Origin of the sequence: Bacillus sp. AR8-1 (genome assembly GCF_008042345.1) — a bacterium.
Taxonomy (GTDB): domain Bacteria; phylum Bacillota; class Bacilli; order Bacillales; family Bacillaceae_G; genus Bacillus_A; species Bacillus_A cereus.
Genome location: NZ_QNUB01000008.1, coordinates 284,515 through 303,823 on the forward strand (window position 1 = coordinate 284,515; position 19,309 = coordinate 303,823).

Here is a 19,309-nt window from a genome sequence, read left to right on the forward strand (position 1 = left end):
CTCTCATATTAACGAGTTGGACCAGATACATCTTCTGATTTCAACGTATTATTTGCACCAAGAGAATGATACAGCATCTTTCCATTTCCATTCACAGTTACAATATGTTCGTTATTAAAACTTTTGAACTTCACAGATCCATCACCGTAACGAATATGATACTCTTCATATGTCGTTACTTTATATTTCGTATCACTTTGACGCTCTACATTACGAACTTCCATCGTTAATAAGTCTTCTGTAATTCCTTTTTTGTGTAAATACTGTATATAATCACGGTCTTCCTTATACGATTTCCCGCTCTTATCATAATTATTTTCAATTAAACTAAAATCATTTAATGAAATTGCACGTACGTTAGCATAAATATGATTTTTTACAAAGTCGCCCACTGCTGAATTTGATGTTTCTTTCGGGAATTTTAAGTAATACGTGCTTTGGTCTCCAATTTTAACACTTTCAGATTTCATCACACCGAAATCAGTAGTTTTCTCTAAATGTACTTCTACTGTTTCATCTGTGGATACAGGACCAAGCTTATAACTTCCATAACTTAATTTTCCACGTTTTTTCCCGTTCACAAATACAGTTGCATCACTTTCATCAGAAGAAATGCTTACATACTTGCCTTCAAGCGATAAATCAATTTTCACTTTCTCGCTCTGTTCATCCGCTAAATCTACTTCTTTCTCTGTTTCTAATTCAGTAAGTTCTGTCTTCGCCGTTGCCTTTACAACATATGTACCTGGGAAGTATGGCCCCAACTCTTTCGAATTTTTATCACTAGAAAGCTCTGTTTCTTTTTTATCATTCACATATATTTCTGCATTCTTTGCAGTTGTACTTACGCTCATATAATAAGATTTCATGCTGAACTTATACTTTGGATATAAGAACCACTCTTTTCCCTCTTCTACTATTTCCCCGTCTTTAAATGCAGGTTTATCTTTTGTTAACTTTTGATCTACTGTCTGTTTTTGTAAATAAGACAACAATTGTTTGTTGTAAGAAGGATTCTCTTTTAAATAACGCATGTACGCTTTAATATCCTCCGTCTTAATCTTTAAGCTTGAATCATTTGCTTTCACAAACTCATCAATTGCGTTAATATCTTTCTTTTGGAATGCTTCAATCATTACATTTACTTGCTTTTCTTTTGAAAACTTATATGCTCCAAATTTATATGCCCCAAATAATAAAATAACAATAATAGCTAAACCAATGATTAAAAATACATTTTTCTTACTTTTCACTGGTTTTGTCTCGCTTTGTAATTCTGTATATGAAGCAGCAGTGTTATCAACGATTACTTCTACTTTACTCCCACACTCAGGACAAAAGTTTAAATGGTCTGCAACGTTCTTTTTACATGTTCCACAAAACTTCAACGTGCTCTCCTCCTATTTTTTAGCTAATTTCATTCCAGCAAATGCTGCTACATATGTCACAATCAAGCTAAACAAAGTTAAATATATAAATGAATTTTGCATAGATAATACCGTTCCACTTGTTCCAAATAAACCTGTTACAGTTCCTGAAACATTAATTTGGAACTTAGAAATCATATTCATTACAATCATCATAATTGTGTAAGAACCACTGCATACCGCTAATGTAATATATATATTGGCAGTCGGTAATTTAGCTAACTTTCTTCCCGCTCTAAACATAAAGAACAATGGAATAATAAGCAGTAATAAACCATAATGGAATACGTTATTCACTTTATCAAATTCTGCAAGGCTTTCCTCATTTGCTCCTTTTGAAATCAATATCTCTCTGAGCTCTACGCCATTTACAGAGACGCCTGATATAAATGAAAACGATAGTGTGCTCTCATATGCTTTTGATTTCTTTCCAATTCCAGTAAATTCCTTACTAAGTGCTGGACTTGATACTTCTAACGGCGCAAAATGAGCCATACTCCATAATTGAGGTGTTAACTCTAATGCTAATAATGTACTTTCAGATTTTAAAGTTGTTATTTCTTTTAATGGTTCAATACCATCTTCCTTACTTACTAACGCCATAATACAAACCGCTACTGCTGTTACTAAAAGTCCTTTTATCATAGCTGAAACACCGTAATAAACAGACGCTCCATATGGCATTAACTCTTGAAATGCTGCTGCCATATTGTTTTTGCTTGTATGAGCAATAAATCCTAATAAGGTAAATAATGTCCCACATACAAAACCACTCAATAAACTCTTAATCGCTGAATAGCCAACCGTAATCTTACCTGCTTCTGAGAATGGAATTGCAAAAGATTGTGATGCTATAAAACTTATAATGAATAAAAAGACGCCATAAATAATACCAACTGTTGATGCCATAAAAATTTGATCTTTAATCGTTTTCGCAACATGCTGCTTCCCTAACCAAATTCCTGTACCAGCGAAAATAATAAATGGAATGATTAATAGTAATGTAAATGGAGTATGCCAAGATAAAGAAAATATCAATCCACTATCGTCGTTAGCTGTAAAACCAAGTAAATGATAACTTAACATCGTAGAAGTTGCACTCGAATAAAAATTCGGCAACATTTCTAATTCTTTCGCAAATTTGCTAAACATCTCACTTAACATAGAAGCAAATAATAAACTACCAATCCAACCAGCAATTAACATGAGAATACTTGCAACAGCCCCACCAATAAAACCTTTTTGTAAAACGGCTTTATCTGCTTTAAATTCAACTTTAGGAGCACCATCCATTGTAGGCAATTTTACAGATTGTTCTTTTTTCTTCGCAACAAATAAAGAATACCCACACTTTTGACAATATAAATTTTTTTGAGCATTTTCATTGCCACAACCTTTGCAGTATTTTGCAGTATCTTTTTCTAATGTTATTGCATCTATAGCTCCTGCAATCTCCATACTACCTTCATTTGGACAATAATTTACTTCTTCACCATGTTGTTTTCCACATGTGCGACAATACATTTAATTCACTCCCCACTTTGCTTAATTCCACAAACTGGACAGTAAGTAGAGTTTTTATCGATATGCTCATTACATGAAATACAATTTACCGTTTCACCTTCATTTTCTACTGCTAACATTGGGTTAGGCTTTCCACACGAACCACAAAACTTATCATTTATTGATAAAGATCCACCACATTCACATGTAGCTTTTTCACCTTGTTGTTTTTGCAATTCAACAATGCGTTTTCTTGCTTGATAAATAGCTACATCAAATTCTTGAACTGGAGCAATCATTTCTTTTAAGCTCGATTCATTTACTCCATTTCCTCTTAATTGAACGTACAATTGCTGTCCCACCTCTAATAGAACCTCTGCTTTTTTCTGCATTTGCACTTGCATTCCCTTTTTCAATTGAGCAATTTCTTGTGCAACTTGCAACTTCATTTTCCCTTGTTCTATTCCTTCTTGTAACTTATTCATTCCACTACCTAACTTCGTCTGTAAATCTGACAAATCATTTCTCCTCCTATACGTATATATTCATATACGAAATTAACATTTTATATATTACCATGATTTTCAAGTTATGTAATCCAAATTTCATTTTTTCTGTTTTGAGCATTTTTTGTTTATAATGGTAAAGGAAAGAAATATGTGTACGGAGGAATATTATGCTGCAACACTCAATTACGAAAGATGAAATTATGATGATTGCGAATGAGTTCGTTCAAGGACTAGATCCACAGCAAACAGCTGATCAGGAACATGTCGCTACAGCTCGGCACCTATATCGTAGTGGTGTTGTCTACAATGTTGACTTTGATGGTTATACACTATCAGGAACTGTAGATGCGGAAGGCAACGTATATAGCGTTCATATTCCGATTCGTAACGTCGCTGAAAGTTATTGTGATTGCTTCGCACCAACACAATGTGAGCATATGCTTGCTGTATTACTATCTGCAGCGTCTAGTTTCGGGCAAGTAGGAGATGTATTAACTTTATTTAAAAATAATACGAAACCTTCCCTTCCTCCTATTCGAACTGCAAGACAAGTATTGCAATCATCAGCTTTTGAAGAAACCGATTATAAAAGTTGGCAATCGTATTTTGAAAAAGAATATGAATCATTTAAAAAAGAACAAGCTCGGCTTACTTATAAACAAATGTATTTTCTTATGAGTATCTTTACAGATTTCTATACGAAACTTGAGCGGAAAGCTCCGCGTGTCATTGCGATACATGAATTATTCAGGTTACACGCAGCACTTTACTGCTTTCAAAAGTTATTAGAAGAAATTCAGGCATTCGACGCAAACAAAACGTATTCTTATCACCAACCTGTTAATGTCATTCGCCTATTTGTAGACAAAGTGGAATCCATCGTTCGGGACTTACAATCAGAAGCGATTCCTTCAGAGTCTGAAATAATTTTACAAGAAACAGCTCGTCTCGTTCATGAAGCATTCTTCTCTACCGACACTTATACGCAAGAGCGATTTTTCATTTATCGTCACATATGGAGTGAACTTTTAAACAATAAAGAGAAAATACAAGAAGAAGAAAAACGAATCGATACGAAAATCAATCCACTATCCAAAGCGTTAGCGTCTTCCCATCTTCTCTTTTTGAATGACGAAGATCTACTAGCGATGGACTTACTAAAAAAACAGCCTGCTTCTGTTGTGAGTCTATACTTCTATTGGTTAGAAGAACTATTAAGTGCCATGCAGTGGGATCGTGCGAAAAATTGGCTTTCCTTTACGTATAAACAAGTAAAGAAAACAATCCAAGATCACGAAAATACGATTTTCATAAAAGATGTCGTTCGGCTATTTGTAATCATGTATGAAACATATGCAACACATACAAATGAACAAGCTGGTTTCGAAATGATTTTACAAGAGCTATTACCATATAGTTTCACAAACTATGAACAGTACGTACTCGCGAAAAAACAGTATCGCACATGGGCAGAGCTTCATCTCCTATATGGATTTGAAGCAATTGAACTGTTGAAAGAGCCACTGAAAGATATTGAAAAAGAAGCGCCAGAAGCGGCACTTCCTCTTTACCATCTTGCTGCTGTAGAGGCAATTGAAGAACGAAATCGCAAATCATATAAACGCGCAGTTCGTTACTTAAAGAAATTACGCACATTATATAAACGATTAAAACGCACCGATGAATGGGATGCTTTCATTATTCACATCGCCAATCTCCATTCACGTCTGCGTGCACTACAAGAGGAATTACGGAAAGGAAAATTAATCGATGATCAATCAAACTGAAGTAACAATTAGGCTCCAGCATGTTAGTCAAGGTTGGTTCCTTTGGGGAGAAGATGACAGCGGTACTCCATTATCCGTAACAAGTTGGAAACGAAATGCATTCACATGGCACTCCACTTCTTTCTACGGTACTTCTCTAAAAGAAGCAACCTTCGAAGGAAAACAAGGTGTGCTGCTAACAAATGCACAAGCCTTTGAATACATTGCAAACAAACCGATGAATTCATTTGCACATATGCAAATAAACGGACCTATTACAGCCCTTACGAAAGATGCAAATGAATTATGGGATGCCTTTACGAGTGGTAGCTTCGTACCAGATATGAATCATTGGTCCAAACAACCATCTTGGAAAGTTCAAAATACACCAATTGAAGATGACACATTAGCATCTCTTTTCTCAGCAGCAGTTAATGAAAGCATATTACAAGATAATCGCTCAAATGACGGCTGGGAAGATGCCAAAAGACTATATGAACATTACGACTTTACGAAAAGACAATTGGAAACAGCACTACATGAAGAAGATTGGCTTCGAAAAATTGGTTATATTGAAGATGATCTTCCGTTTACAATCGGACTAAGACTGCAAGAACCACAAGAAGAATTTGAAATGTGGAAGCTTGAAACAATTGTGACACCAAAGCGCGGGGCGCATCGCATATATGTATATGAAAACATCGATTCCTTACCGAAAAGATGGCACGATTACGAAGAACGGATTACAGAGACACAAGAAGGTTTTAGTAAGCTCATACCGTGGTTAAAAGAAGGAGATACGTTCCGAAATGAGCTCTTTGAAACCGAAGCGTGGAACTTCTTAACAGAAGCAAGCAATGAATTACTTGCAGCCGGCATTACAATTTTACTACCATCATGGTGGCAAAATTTAAAAGCAACAAAACCGAAATTACGTGTTCAGTTGAAGCAAAATACAGCACAAACACAATCGTTCTTCGGTATGAATACGCTCGTTAATTTTGACTGGCGCATTTCGACGAACGGCATTGATTTATCGGAAAGCGAATTTTTCGAACTCGTTGAACAAAACAAACGTCTATTTAATATAAACGGTCAATGGATGCGACTAGATCCAGCCTTTATCGAAGAAGTAAGAAAACTCATGAACCGTGCCGATAAATACGGACTAGAGATGAAAGATGTCCTGCAGCAACATTTATCAAATACGGCTGAAACCGAAATTGTAGAAGATAATAGTCCGTTTACTGATATCGAAATCGAACTAGATGGATATTATGAAGAACTCTTCCAGAAGCTGCTTCATATTGGAGATATTCCAAAAGTAGATGTCCCTACTTCACTAAACGCAACACTTCGTCCGTATCAACAACACGGTATTGAATGGCTATTATATTTACGAAATCTTGGATTTGGAGCATTGCTAGCTGACGATATGGGACTCGGGAAAAGTATTCAAACAATCTCTTACTTACTATATATAAAAGAAAACAATCTCAAAACAGGCCCTGCATTAATCGTAGCACCGACATCTGTTCTTGGAAATTGGCAAAAAGAATTTGAGCGTTTCGCACCGAATTTACGTGTTCAATTACATTACGGAAGTAATAGAGATAAGGGCAATTTATTTGAAGATTTCCTTCAATCGGCAGATGTTGTATTAACATCTTATGCATTGGCTCAGCTCGATGAGGAAGAACTGACTTCATTATGCTGGGATGCTGTTATTTTGGATGAAGCACAAAATATTAAGAACCCACATACGAAACAGTCGAAAGCAGTACGAAACTTGCAAGCAAATCACAAAATCGCTTTAACTGGTACGCCGATGGAAAATCGCCTCGCTGAACTTTGGTCCATTTTCGACTTTATTAATCATGGATATCTCGGAAGCTTAGGGCAATTCCAGCGCCGCTTCGTCACACCGATTGAAAAAGATCGTGATGAAGGAAAAATCCAACAAGTTCAACGGTTTATCTCACCATTTTTACTGCGCCGAACGAAGAAAGATCAAACAGTCGCATTAAATTTACCCGATAAACAAGAACAAAAAGCTTACTGTCCTCTTACTGGTGAACAAGCTTCCTTATATGAACAACTTGTTCAAGATACACTGCAAAATGTAGAAGGATTAAGCGGAATTGAAAGACGCGGCTTTATATTACTTATGTTGAACAAGCTAAAACAAATTTGTAATCATCCTGCTCTTTATTTAAAAGAAGAAGAACCACAAAATGTCGTTGAACGCTCCATGAAAACAAAAACGTTAATGGAGCTCATCGAAAATATAAAGGATCAAGATGAAAGTTGCCTCATCTTCACTCAATACATCGGCATGGGGAACATGCTAAAACGTGTGCTAGAAGAAAAATTCGGCCAGCGTGTCCTCTTCTTAAACGGTAGTGTACCGAAAAAAGATCGTGACAAGATGATTGAGGAGTTCCAAAACGGAACGTATGACATTTTTATCTTATCCTTAAAAGCTGGCGGAACAGGATTAAACTTAACCGCTGCCAACCATGTCATTCACTACGATCGTTGGTGGAATCCAGCTGTGGAAAATCAAGCAACAGACCGCGCATATCGCATTGGTCAAAAACGGTTTGTTCATGTTCACAAACTCATTACAACAGGAACATTAGAAGAAAAAATTGATGAAATGCTAGAAAGAAAACAATCTCTAAACAATGCGGTCATCACAAGCGATAGTTGGATGACTGAACTATCAACAGACGAACTAAAAGAATTACTTGGTGTATAAAGTGAAACTTTAATCAGGCCAGTTACGGGGAGTTTTACTACCCGCAAAAAAGCGCTAATCTCAAAATGAGATTAGCGCTTTTTTCTATTCCAAAACCAATTACTTATTATAATTCCCGTTAATCCGCCACACGTATCAAGCAATGAATCTTGCCACATTGGTGTACGGTCTCCCGTATACCATTGGTGAATTTCATCAAATGTTGCATAACCCGCAACGAAAAGAAGGGCATATATAAAACATCTTTTCCTCGAATGACCTGATCGATGAAAAGCGTAATAAATCAATGAACCTAGCATAAAGAACACCATAAAATGAGCACCTTTACGAAGGAAAAACTCAATAAATCCGCCTACACCTTTATTCGCAATACTAACAGGGGTTCCTCCACCATAATCGATAGATACCCATGAAAAATGCTCTTTCACAAATTCAACATTCACATATTGTTCAATATCTGAACGCATATCCTGCTTTTTATATGGTTGTGCCGAAGAATAGAAAATCAGCCCCATCCATAGTAATACAGGAATCCAAAATAACCATTTACGATTCATTATCCAGAATTCTCCTCTCTTAATCTTTTAAGGGTACCAAAAAAAAGAAAAAATTTCACGCCAAAACATGACATTTGTACCCTATTTATAAAGTGAAAGGAGGTGATACACATGGCAATTGAAACAATCGTAATGGATTTAACTTTACGTCTTGTCTTAAACAACGGATTAGATAAGAACGGCAAAACAGTTTTCAAGGGCAAACAATTTAAACGTGTTAAAACAAATGCGAGCTTAGATCAAGTACACAACGTAGCTCATGCTCTCGCTTCCTTACAAGCATCACCACTTCACTCTGTGCAACTTGTAAGCACATCAGATCTTTCTAAACTATAAAGTAAAACTCGGATCAGTGGGGATTTTATTCATCCCCACTGATTATTAGCCCGCAATTTAACCGGCAGACCCAACCCCCGTAAATAGCGGGATAAATACAAAGGAGGGAATAACACATGCAAGTACTAGAATTGATTTTCGCGAAAGAAGATGGAAAAACAGTCGTTTTTTCTATCGATACGCCTATCACACCAATCGATGCACAAGTCGTAAATCAAGTAATGGATACAATCCTTGCCTCATCTGTATTTTCATCCATTGATGAAAATACAAGAAAAAAAGGAGCTCGCCTTGTAGAAAAAAATGTATCTGAAGTTCCAATTACTCTATAAAATAAAAAAGACGAATCTGCATCATTTTGCAGATTCGTCTTTTTTCTTCGGCATTTCAATCGGGATAAAAATCTTTGAAAAACCGACGCATACATACTTATAATGTTCTTCACCTATATCAAACTCAGTCGTATATGTTGAGAAGAATATATAATCATTTCGCTTCGTATAATGATCAATTAATAACCCAACTTGTGGCTCAACATACTTTTTCGCTAACTTTTTACCGGCCGATGCCAAGTCGCCAAGGAGACCCTCTTCATTCTCTTTTTGAACTTCATCTAGCTTCTTACTCACATCATTTCGCTTCATAAACTGCTTCGCTGCCCATTCTGTATATTCTCCTTTACTCGGATTGCTGTTTGCTAAATATACTAGGAGAATGACAACTAAAGCCATAATAATATACTTTTTCTTCATACTATATCACCGCCTACTCTTTTCTATTTTCATATATATGTACAAGCGATGCAAATTAGAAAGACTATCACCTATTGATTGTAAACGAATAGCCAAAATTTACAATATGAAATAGAATATTAACAATTAATTTACTTAATTTATATATAATTATATTCAGAATGAAAATTATAAGGGAGGATATAGAATTATGGATAATGAAAACAACATTTTTATTTCTAGTTCTACAATGATGCTTGAACCATGTAAACACCCTTATTACCGTACAAAAATTATCGACAGTAGCGGAAACCATCTTTACTCCTGTCAAACTGCTCTCCAACTTATACAGAAATCTTGTCTAACAAATATTCATTCTACCTATCAAGGGAGACGTAATGCCGTTAAAACAAAATTTAAATTTAAACAAAACGTTCCAATTCCGATCAATCATAGAGAATATATTTGTGCTTTCCCAACAGAATCTCCTGCTTCTCCAAATTGTATTTGGCTTTTCTTCAAACATGTTCATACAATAGAGTTTTTCAAAAAAGCTAAACGAGCTAAAATTCATTTTTCAAACGGAGCTACCGTAACGATACAAATTAGTTCCCATAAGCTAAGTCAGCAATTATGGAAAGCTGGATATGTATTATCCCAAATGAACATGCAAGATTCATCACCTTAATAACAAATAGAATGGAAGGTAGTATTTCCTTACCTTCCATTCTATTTGTTATTTTTATCCTCTTACACTATCTCGCATTTTCTCGAGTGCTTGCCGATACATCCATCTTACTTGATAATATGTCATTTCCGTCTCTAAAGCGATTTCTCCCATCGTCTTTCCTACAAAAAAACGTTCAAAAATAATATACTTCTCCTTCTCATCTAACACACTCATAAATTCCTTCACTCTCATTTCAACGTCTTCAAAATGAAAGATATCCTCATACTCTCCTACACATACATATCTTTCTTGTACAGTAGATTCTTTCTTCAATCTTTCTAATATATAACCACGCACTGTTACAAGTGCATATGCAGGGAAATACCCCTTCTTTGCATCAAATCTTTCATACGCATGCCAAAGACCAATTAAACCACATTGATAATACTCTTCATAATCTTGGCGAATACCTAATTTCTTTATTTGATTTACAATCATTCCTTCATACAAAACAACTACCTCTGTAAAAGTCGCTGGCTTCACACAGTACCCGTTTCTAAAAGGTATACCTTTCTAGTATTCCGCGGTACCTTCACAATATAAAAATAAAGAAAAGATTTCACTGTGAGTAATTTCAAATACTACCGATGGAATTTGAAATTACACTAGATAGTATTTGAAATTTTGTTGGCGGTATTTGAAGTAAGGGTAAAAATAAAAAAGGTGACTCTCTTGAAGAGTCACCCTTTAATTCAATCATATTATTATACAGGCAAACCAGGTAAGAACTTTGCAATCAATACAACAATCGCAGCTAGGAATCCCGCTTTAATAATGAATAAAACAATAATTGGAATAGCTGCCTTCACTTTACTTACTCCAGCTGTAATTTGTAACCCTAGCCAAATTAAAATGATATTCCATAAATAGAACAATTCAATTGTATTACCAATTCCATATGCAAGTGAACCTTGATCGAATAGTGGTCCTAAACTTGTATACGCAGTTGGTCCAGCACCTAAAATTAAAGCTATAACACCATTAATAAGTCCACCAATAATAACAACAATATCCGCGTATACAATAATCATTACTATTTTTTTATAAGAAGTATCATTTCCATAGAACATCATAAACACCTTATAAATAGCTGCAATAACAAGTGTTGCAATCATAACACCTACTATTCCCCATATCGCACCAGAAATTACCTCTGATACAAGCGAACCCTGTTTTGCAAATTCGCCTCCTAATTTCTTTTGCATTTCAATCATCTCAGGTGATGTATACATAACATACGAATTTAAACCACCTACAAGCCCTTGTAACAATGCGACTAAGAAGAACATACCCCAAACTTTCTCCGTTGTCTTCATTCGCTCAAACTGCAAACCCGGAGAAGTAATCATTCCAAATAATGATGGCTTTTCTCCGCCAACTTTTTGCGTATTCAAATTAGCTTCCATTATAACGCCTCCTTCTATTTATATAACCCGTTCTAACGAGCGGTTCACTTCCTTCCTCATATAGAGGCTATGAACCGCCCACTAGAACGGTAATGTGTAGTTCTACTACACTATTAATTACTCATAACGCAATGCTTCAATTGGATCTAATTTCGCAGCTTTGTTCGCTGGAATTAATCCGAAAATAATACCAAGTGTCATCGAGAACAGTACGCCTCCAACGACAACTTCCCATGAAACGAGTGGTGGCCATTTTGCGAATGTAGAAACGATATATGCTCCGCCATACCCAAGACCAATTCCGATCAAACCACCTAGAAGTGTTAACATAACTGCTTCAATTAAAAATTGTAATAAAATTTTACTACGCGTTGCTCCAAGTGCTTTACGTACACCAATTTCACGCGTACGCTCCGTTACAGATACAAGCATGATGTTCATAACACCGATACCACCAACGACTAATGAAATACCAGCGATACCACCGATGATCATTGTCATAATACCGGTCATCTTCGAAATACCTTCTTGAATTTCTTTTAAATTCATAACTTCATATTTACCAGTTGCATCAGTCGGTTTACGACTATTTAAAACATCTGCAGCTTTTTTACCTGCTTTTTCTAGATTATCTACATTTTTTGCTTGAACAGAAATATTTTGAATTTCATCTTTCCCATACAGTGTCGGCCATAATGAAATTGGAACTAGTGCTTCTGATGGTCCCATTCCCATAAACTCATTATCTGATTTGTAGACACCAATAATTTGCATCGGTTGACCTTTCATTTCAATAATTTTACCGACTGGATTGATATCCTTAAACACCTTTTCTTCCATTTGTTTACTAATCATGACAACGTTATTACCTTGATCCACATCTGATTCTTGTAAAGAACGTCCCTTTAACAACTTTACTTTATTTACTGCAAAGTACTCACTATCTAATCCAGTAATACTCACCATTTCTTTTTTATCTTCAATATCAAGTGGTTCCATGGTTGAATTTGTTGTTACCACATGTGCGATTTCTGGAATTTTTTTAATTTCAAAAATGTCTTCTTCAGTTATCTTCGGTGCTTCTACCATTCCCATACCGAAAGGATCGTTTATATCTGCACTATAATGAATCGGAACCGTTTGATTACCTGCCCCAACAAACTGCGATTTCAATGCAGCTTCTCCGCCTTGCCCAATTGCAACGACTGTAATAATCGAACCTACCCCGATAATAATACCGAGCATCGTAAGAGCTGAACGTAATTTATGAGCTAAAATAGAAGATAGGGCAATTTTTATACTATCTAGTAAACTCATACCGCACACCTTCTATCTTCTGTAACTTTCCCGTCTCGCAGTACAATGCGGCGGGAAGAATACGCTGCTACTTCCTCTTCATGCGTAACCATAACAATTGTTGTACCTTCTGCATTAAGCTTCGTGAAAATATCCATAACTTGCTCACCAGACTTCGTATCAAGTGCACCAGTCGGTTCATCGGCCATAATGAACGTTGGGTTATTCGCAATCGCTCTTGCAATCGCTACACGCTGCTTCTGTCCACCGGATAACTCATTTGGTAAATGATGCACGCGGTCTGCTAATCCAACTTTACCTAACGCCTCCAAAGCACGCTTGCGACGCTCCGCTTTCTTCACGCCACCATATACGAGCGGAAGCTCAACATTTTCCACTGCGGAAAGACGAGGCAGTAAATTAAAATGCTGGAATACAAAGCCAATATATTCATTACGAATTAAAGCAAGCTTCGACTCGTCTGCTGTTAAGATATTCACGTCATTCAGCATATATTCGCCTTCTGTTGGACGATCTAAGCAACCAATAATATTCATAAGCGTCGACTTACCAGAACCAGACGGTCCCATAATCGAAACGAACTCACCGCTCTGAATCGTTAAACTAATACCATGCAAAATCGGTACCGCCAATTTTCCTTGATAATACGTTTTAGCAATATTATTTAACGTAATCATTTCTCTTTCACTTCCATTCCGTCATACACATCGTCGGAAGGATTTTTAACCACCTTTTGCCCCACTGTTACGCCTTCTACAACCTCTGTCCAGTCTCCATCAGTAGAACCTTTTTTCACATTTTGTTTACGAAGCTTCCCTTTATCCTCAACATAAACAAATGCATCATCACCTTTTTCTACAATGCTTTTACTTGGAACAGCAATCATCGTCTTATTCTCTAAGTTTACTTGCAGGGAAACATGATAACCTGGAGATAAACCATCTTGACTATCAAGGCTAGCTTTATATGTATATTGGGACATATTTTGAGTTGCTTCACCCATGCCGCCAGCTTGCGCCATCTCTGCACTTGTTGGGAATTCGCTTACCTCTGTAATCTTACCAGTCCACTTCTTCTTATTATTTGCTTTCGCTGTTACAGTGAATGTTTGATCCTTTTGAATTTGTGACTTCTGAAGCTCAGTTAACGTACCTTGAACTTGGAATGGATCTTTAGAAGCTACTTGTAAAAACGATTTTCCTTGACCACCTAACGCTTGAGATGAACTTTGTGCCGCATCTTTATCTAACTTTTGAACAACACCAGCGAAATTACTATAGATCGTAAGCTCTTTCTGCTTCTTACTTAACTCTTCTTTCTGCAACTTTCCTTTTTCTTTCTCAAGGTCAGTTGTCTTTTGAGCTATCTCTAACTCGTTTACTTGCTCTTCCATCGGATCTGTTACTTCTTTTCCAGCTCCGCTATCTTTTGCCTTCTTAATTTCTTTCTTGAGCGAATCAATCTTTTTCTTTCCTTGATCATAACGCATATCCGCCATCTTCTGATCAAGCTCAGCTTGCTTCATTTGAAGGTTAATCTCTTCATTGTCATAAGAGAATAACTTCGTACCTTTTTCTACCTCTTGCCCTTCTTTTACCTCAATATCTTTCACTTTTCCTTTGGCCGGATCTGCATAGAAGCTTTCGATATTACCAGGCTTCACCTGACCAGAAATTAACTTTGTATTATTCAGCTTACGCTCTGTCACTTTCTCAAAACTTACAGCATCAGCATTTGTTGATGCACCCTTCTTCTTACCTTGCATAACAAAAATATTAATTGCCGCTACAATAACAATTAGTGCAATAACCCCAATAATAATCCATTTCTTCTTCTTGTTTGGAGTACGAACCGTATTTGGTAACATATTCTCTCTCCCTTTATAAATTAATAGTTTAATAAATACCATAATTGTATAAAACTTTCTGAAAACAAATTGTATATTATTACAATCTTTTTACAAAGTTTTACACATCCATTTATATTGTAACAAAAATTCCAATGATTAGAAATATGACATTATATCTTTTAAGATAGATTTAAGGAAAGGAAAAAGAGCAATTTTAATTGAATGGAAGCCATTCTTTATTAACAAACTTCTTGCCAAAATGAATTATTAAAATCATTTTCCTAATTGCACCATCGCTATTTTGTCATATATATTTGACATTTTATCTATTCAATTATAAAATGTCACATATAAATGACATTTTGGTACACGAGGTCTAAAACCATCAATGGGAGGGTTATATTTGAATAACGTTAAACAATATCGAAAATCTGAAAGTCTATCACAGCTAGAATTAGCTAAAAAAGTTAACGTAGCGAGACAGACAATAAATTTAATTGAAAACAATAAATATAATCCCTCTTTAGCCTTATGTATCGAATTAGCAAAAGCACTAAAAACAGATTTAAATAGTCTATTTTGGGAGGGAGATTAAATGATGAAAATTGAATGGAAAGAAAGAGTTTATAATAGTTTTGTTGGAACACTAAGTGAGAGAGATGAATACCAAAAACAAGAAATCAATAAAGAGTTATCTGTAGCTGGAATTGGTTTGTGGTGGTTAAATATGTTGGTAATGCTTATTATGTTACTTGTTGATACTATGAATCACACAATATCTATAGGGACAATATTCATTTTTCTATCTAATATGATTTACGCTAATTACTTAGCCTTTAAATTCAAGAAAAAAGGTTTAAGTGATACTGAATGTGCAACAAAAGAAGAATATTTACAACACAAGAAAAAATTAAGAAAAGCTGGCTTAAAAGCAGGTCTGCTTTGGGGCTTTCAAATGTTTGTTTTTATGAATTATATCCTTCCCTATGTAGGCTCAGAAGAAATCTCTATTTCTTTATTTGATGTTGTGCTTTGGGGTTGCGCTGGCGGATTTTTCGGTATAACCATGTATCTATTTGGTTTATGGAATCTAAAAAAATTATATTAATTAACAAAAATCATTTACATATTAAACTGCAATTTTACATACTGTTTGTTTTTTCTAATATAAAAGCTATCCAATCACACACAATTGGATAGCTTTTCAAACAAAATATTACGCTACTTTAGGATCTTTTCTCTCATGTCCACGTTGAACAATAAATAAGAAGATTGTTGATAAAACCGCACCTGTTAATAGTAAGATGAAACAACCATCCCAGCCAGAACGATCAACAATAACACCAATTGCTGCGTTAGCTACAAGACTTCCGCCTACATAACCGAATAGACCACACATACCAACTGTCGTACCTACTGCAAATTTCGGTACTAATTCCATCGCACTTAAACCGATTAAGAACTGTGGTACATAAATTAAACAACCGATAATAGAAACTGCAATACTTACAACAAGTACGCTAGTTGCTTGCCAATATATAAACGTACCAATAACAACTCCAACCATACTAATAATACATAATGGCATACGTTTTCCTTTAAATAATTTATCACTTAAAAAACCAACGATTAATGAACTTGGAATTGCCATACCTTCAAAGATTGCATATGCCGCATGCGCTTCTGCTTTTGAAAATCCTTTAACTGTCGTTAAATAAAGTGGAACCCAGTTAATAACACCGAAACGAATTAAATAAACAAAAGCATTCGCAATACATAAGAACCATACAAATTTATTTTTCACTACATACTTCATTAAAATTTCTTTTGGTGACATCTTGTTAGCATTATCTGCTTTTTCAAGATTTTCATAGTCATTACGATACTCATCAATTGGAGGAAGACCTTCAGATTCTGGTGTATCCTTCGCATTAATCCAAACAAGAACTGAAATTACCATTGCGATAATTGCAGGGAAAATAAACACGCCGCCTTGCCAATGGTTTTCACCAAAAATACCTACACCAATTCCGACAAGTGGTGGCACAAGCATTCCACCAACGTTATGTGAAATATTCCAAAGACCTGTTTTCGTACCGCGTTCTTTCTTCGAGAACCATTTCGTCATAACAATACTACAAGGTGGTGCTCCCATACCTTGTACAATACCGTTAACAACAAGTAATGTAACAATCATCCCAAATGATGATGCAAAGCCGAAACAAATATTTACAAGCCCTGATAAGAATAAACCGACTGCGATAAAGCGCTGGGCGAAAGCTTTATCTGATAAATTACCCATAAAGAACTTACTAAATCCATAAACAATTGCCATTACTGAACCTAGTAGACCAATTTCAGCTGTACTAAAACCATATTCTTGTACTAAATACGTACTTGATAACGTAAAGTTACTACGAACTAAATAATAAGCAGCATATCCAACTGAAATCCCGATTAACACACGAATACGTAGTAATCGATATACACGGTCGATCATATCCGCTGGCAATCTTTCAATTGCAGGTGCTGGCTTGAGCCATTTAAACATATATTTTCGTCTCCTTTTCTCACTTCAGAGAGAGACGCTGTCTATTCCATATCTCGATTATTCCGCTATTTGATATATTTTGGTTCGTCCTTCTAACCGGCTGTCCTTCTATTTCTTTCTCATTCTTCGCAAACATCGTTGGTACGCCAAACGACACTTTTTCTAAAATGTGACCCGCTTCTTCTGATAAACAATAATCAATAAATAAATCCGCAATAATACCACTCGGTGCACGTTTTAGTTTAGAAATCGCATTAACGGATAACCCTGTTTGCTCAGGTTCGTTACTTAAAATCGGAAAGCCTTGTTTTTGAAGCATTCTCTGATCTCCCATAAAGTTGATGCCTATCATATATTCACCACTCGCAACAAGTTCTGCTGGGATGTAACCATTCACTGTTACTTCTCCAACTTGTTCCGCCAGATTCTTCACATATTCCTTCGCTTCCTCTTCACCTAACGTATCAATAAGTGATTGAAAAAACGTATATGCTGTACCTGAAACATTTGGATCGGGCATGACAATCTTTCCTTTATATACTGGATTCAATAAATCTTTCCATCTTAACGGATACGAGAGACCGAGCGGTGCTATTTCCTCGTTCCACCGCTCTTTATTAATCGCAATTGCCAGCTTCTCCACTTCATAACCGTACCAATAACCATCTTTATCTTTAACAGTTTTTGAAATACGATTTGCATGTTGGCTTATCACAGGAATAGAAAGATTTTTTTGCTTCATCATTTGATGCGCATCTACTGTACCGCCAATAATAATATCCGCCTTCGGATTTCCAGCTTCTTCTTCCACTCTACGAAGAAGCTCTTCTGTTGAAAGACGAATAAATTCATACGTACATCCGCGCGGCTTACAAAATGATGAAAGTAACGCTTCACCAACTTCCTCACGAGCCGCTACATACGCAACAATATGACGATCATCCAAAATAGGGAGACCATTTTTACTATATTTAATAGAGGTTGTATCTCGAGAGCAACTAGACATCGCTCCTCCAATTACTAGCAAAAAGAAGAAAAAGGCTATCTTTCTCATGACGCATTCTCCTTTACGAATAACTCTGCTAGAGAGCCTTTCATATACATGACATTCCCGTTATTATCACCGAGATATTGCACAACAAAGTACGATGGATACACAGAAATCGTAAGAATATCTTCACGATCATTCTTTACACGCTTACCTGTTTTATAAGCTGTAATATAAGCAATCGGTTCATTCTGCGATTGTAATAACTTCTGTATTTCTCCGTAATCTGTAATTTGCTTTGCGTACCGAATAGAATCAAGTATGTGCGTAAGATTGATAGTACGTACCACATCGCCTTCACGTACTACGACGTCTTTTGCTGAAGCAAAGAAATCACTAATACGCTCTGGTGTGTAATACAGGCTTAATAAATACGTTTGAAGTGCTGAAATCATCGGATCCATGCCATTCTTTCCGTATACATTTTCCCCATACTGGAACAAGTCACCTACTGCAAAAGTACGCTTATGTCCATTCAAGTACGTTACTTCTCCAGTAAATACTTGTTCTTGGCTCTTAACGTCCCCTGGCTCTATTCGAATTCGGTCAAAGAATGAAACAATCGTATGCAAACGAACTTCATCCGTTACAACGATTTCTCCCCACTTTTCATGTCTTACTTTCACTTCAATTGGAAGAGATTCATTCACCCTTTGTAAAACGGCTTGTTTATCATTTACAATGTTAATTCGATTATATATTTGCTTCTCCATTACATAAAACAAAACAAGAGAAACAATCATACAAATGACAAACATAAGAATTTGAAATGATAGCCTTTTCATTTCTGCCTACCTCCAAGATAAAAAAACGTTGTT

Annotated in this window: 20 protein-coding genes; 7 read left to right on the forward strand and 13 right to left on the reverse strand. The window is 35.9% G+C overall.

What is annotated here, in order from left to right; genetic code table 11:
* Positions 1-8: 8 nt before the first annotated feature.
* From DN400_RS05155 to DN400_RS05165, 3 genes are read right to left on the reverse strand one after another with little or no spacing between them, the layout of a single operon-like run.
* Positions 9-1,388, reverse strand: a complete 1,380-nt coding sequence (locus tag DN400_RS05155) for a zinc ribbon domain-containing protein (protein WP_097913031.1) — start codon at positions 1,386-1,388, stop codon at positions 9-11.
* 12 nt (positions 1,389-1,400) lie between these two features.
* Positions 1,401-2,951 (reverse strand): zinc ribbon domain-containing protein, encoded by a 1,551-nt coding sequence (locus tag DN400_RS05160; RefSeq protein ID WP_000271636.1) that lies wholly within the window; start codon positions 2,949-2,951, stop codon positions 1,401-1,403.
* 5 nt (positions 2,952-2,956) lie between these two features.
* A complete protein-coding gene (locus tag DN400_RS05165) occupies positions 2,957-3,448 on the reverse strand; it encodes a zinc ribbon domain-containing protein (protein ID WP_065229581.1) in 492 nt (163 codons plus the stop codon).
* A gap of 158 nt (positions 3,449-3,606) precedes the next feature.
* On the opposite strand from DN400_RS05165, the gene DN400_RS05170 reads away from it, so the two are divergent.
* Both DN400_RS05170 and DN400_RS05175 read left to right on the forward strand, forming a co-directional pair.
* The gene (locus tag DN400_RS05170) at positions 3,607-5,226 is read left to right on the forward strand and encodes an SWIM zinc finger family protein (protein WP_065229582.1); all 1,620 of its coding nucleotides are present in this window, start codon (positions 3,607-3,609) and stop codon (positions 5,224-5,226) included.
* Positions 5,210-7,966, forward strand: a complete 2,757-nt coding sequence (locus DN400_RS05175) for a DEAD/DEAH box helicase (RefSeq protein ID WP_065229583.1) — start codon at positions 5,210-5,212, stop codon at positions 7,964-7,966. Before DN400_RS05170 ends, DN400_RS05175 begins: the two co-directional genes overlap by 17 nt.
* 71 nt (positions 7,967-8,037) lie before the next feature.
* Here the strand turns inward: DN400_RS05175 and DN400_RS05180 are convergent, their stop codons facing one another.
* The gene (locus DN400_RS05180) at positions 8,038-8,523 is read right to left on the reverse strand and encodes a VanZ family protein (protein WP_001080707.1); all 486 of its coding nucleotides are present in this window, start codon (positions 8,521-8,523) and stop codon (positions 8,038-8,040) included.
* A 111-nt stretch (positions 8,524-8,634) separates the two neighbouring features.
* On the opposite strand from DN400_RS05180, the gene DN400_RS05185 reads away from it, so the two are divergent.
* Positions 8,635-8,859 carry a DUF1659 domain-containing protein gene (locus DN400_RS05185; protein WP_065229584.1) on the forward strand — a complete coding sequence of 75 codons (225 nt, stop codon included), beginning with the start codon at positions 8,635-8,637 and terminating at the stop codon, positions 8,857-8,859.
* Between the two features lie 116 nt (positions 8,860-8,975).
* Positions 8,976-9,191 carry a DUF2922 domain-containing protein gene (locus DN400_RS05190; RefSeq protein ID WP_001197593.1) on the forward strand — a complete coding sequence of 72 codons (216 nt, stop codon included), beginning with the start codon at positions 8,976-8,978 and terminating at the stop codon, positions 9,189-9,191.
* Between the two features lie 21 nt (positions 9,192-9,212).
* Here DN400_RS05190 and DN400_RS05195 read toward each other — a convergent pair whose 3' ends face one another.
* A complete protein-coding gene (locus DN400_RS05195; protein WP_000731400.1) occupies positions 9,213-9,611 on the reverse strand; it encodes a DUF4359 domain-containing protein in 399 nt (132 codons plus the stop codon).
* Positions 9,612-9,801: 190 nt separating this feature from the next.
* Between DN400_RS05195 and DN400_RS05200 the strand changes: the two genes are divergently transcribed.
* The gene (locus DN400_RS05200) at positions 9,802-10,278 is read left to right on the forward strand and encodes a competence protein ComK (protein WP_000368313.1); all 477 of its coding nucleotides are present in this window, start codon (positions 9,802-9,804) and stop codon (positions 10,276-10,278) included.
* Positions 10,279-10,332: 54 nt separating this feature from the next.
* Here the strand turns inward: DN400_RS05200 and DN400_RS05205 are convergent, their stop codons facing one another.
* The 5 genes from DN400_RS05205 to DN400_RS05225 all read right to left on the reverse strand — a co-directional run bounded on the left by DN400_RS05205 (position 10,333) and on the right by DN400_RS05225 (position 14,910).
* Entirely contained in the window at positions 10,333-10,803 is a 471-nt protein-coding gene (locus tag DN400_RS05205; RefSeq protein ID WP_147801566.1) for a sigma-70 family RNA polymerase sigma factor, read from the reverse strand.
* Positions 10,804-11,024: 221 nt separating this feature from the next.
* Positions 11,025-11,726: a YknW family membrane protein gene (gene yknW, locus DN400_RS05210; RefSeq protein ID WP_065229586.1), complete on the reverse strand. Its 702-nt coding sequence runs from the start codon at positions 11,724-11,726 to the stop codon at positions 11,025-11,027.
* A gap of 117 nt (positions 11,727-11,843) precedes the next feature.
* Entirely contained in the window at positions 11,844-13,043 is a 1,200-nt protein-coding gene (locus DN400_RS05215) for an ABC transporter permease (protein WP_098205529.1), read from the reverse strand.
* Positions 13,040-13,720, reverse strand: coding sequence for an ABC transporter ATP-binding protein (locus DN400_RS05220; protein ID WP_000631624.1), 681 nt, complete (start codon positions 13,718-13,720; stop codon positions 13,040-13,042). Before DN400_RS05220 ends, DN400_RS05215 begins: the two co-directional genes overlap by 4 nt.
* Positions 13,717-14,910 (reverse strand): efflux RND transporter periplasmic adaptor subunit, encoded by a 1,194-nt coding sequence (locus DN400_RS05225; protein ID WP_016513244.1) that lies wholly within the window; start codon positions 14,908-14,910, stop codon positions 13,717-13,719. Before DN400_RS05225 ends, DN400_RS05220 begins: the two co-directional genes overlap by 4 nt.
* 385 nt (positions 14,911-15,295) lie before the next feature.
* On the opposite strand from DN400_RS05225, the gene DN400_RS05230 reads away from it, so the two are divergent.
* Both DN400_RS05230 and DN400_RS05235 read left to right on the forward strand, forming a co-directional pair.
* Positions 15,296-15,487, forward strand: coding sequence for a helix-turn-helix transcriptional regulator (locus DN400_RS05230; protein WP_097913039.1), 192 nt, complete (start codon positions 15,296-15,298; stop codon positions 15,485-15,487).
* The gene (locus tag DN400_RS05235) at positions 15,488-16,000 is read left to right on the forward strand and encodes a DUF3278 domain-containing protein (RefSeq protein WP_016513245.1); all 513 of its coding nucleotides are present in this window, start codon (positions 15,488-15,490) and stop codon (positions 15,998-16,000) included.
* Positions 16,001-16,108: 108 nt separating this feature from the next.
* Here DN400_RS05235 and pgtP read toward each other — a convergent pair whose 3' ends face one another.
* The 3 genes from pgtP to DN400_RS05250 are packed head-to-tail and all read right to left on the reverse strand — an operon-like array spanning position 16,109 to position 19,276.
* Entirely contained in the window at positions 16,109-17,443 is a 1,335-nt protein-coding gene (gene pgtP, locus DN400_RS05240) for an MFS transporter (RefSeq protein ID WP_000477603.1), read from the reverse strand.
* Positions 17,444-17,462: 19 nt separating this feature from the next.
* Positions 17,463-18,497 (reverse strand): ABC transporter substrate-binding protein, encoded by a 1,035-nt coding sequence (locus tag DN400_RS05245; RefSeq protein ID WP_001225641.1) that lies wholly within the window; start codon positions 18,495-18,497, stop codon positions 17,463-17,465.
* On the reverse strand, positions 18,494-19,276 hold the full coding sequence (locus tag DN400_RS05250) for a DUF3919 family protein (protein ID WP_071713994.1): 783 nt from the start codon (positions 19,274-19,276) through the stop codon (positions 18,494-18,496). Before DN400_RS05250 ends, DN400_RS05245 begins: the two co-directional genes overlap by 4 nt.
* Between the last annotated feature and the right edge of the window lie 33 nt (positions 19,277-19,309).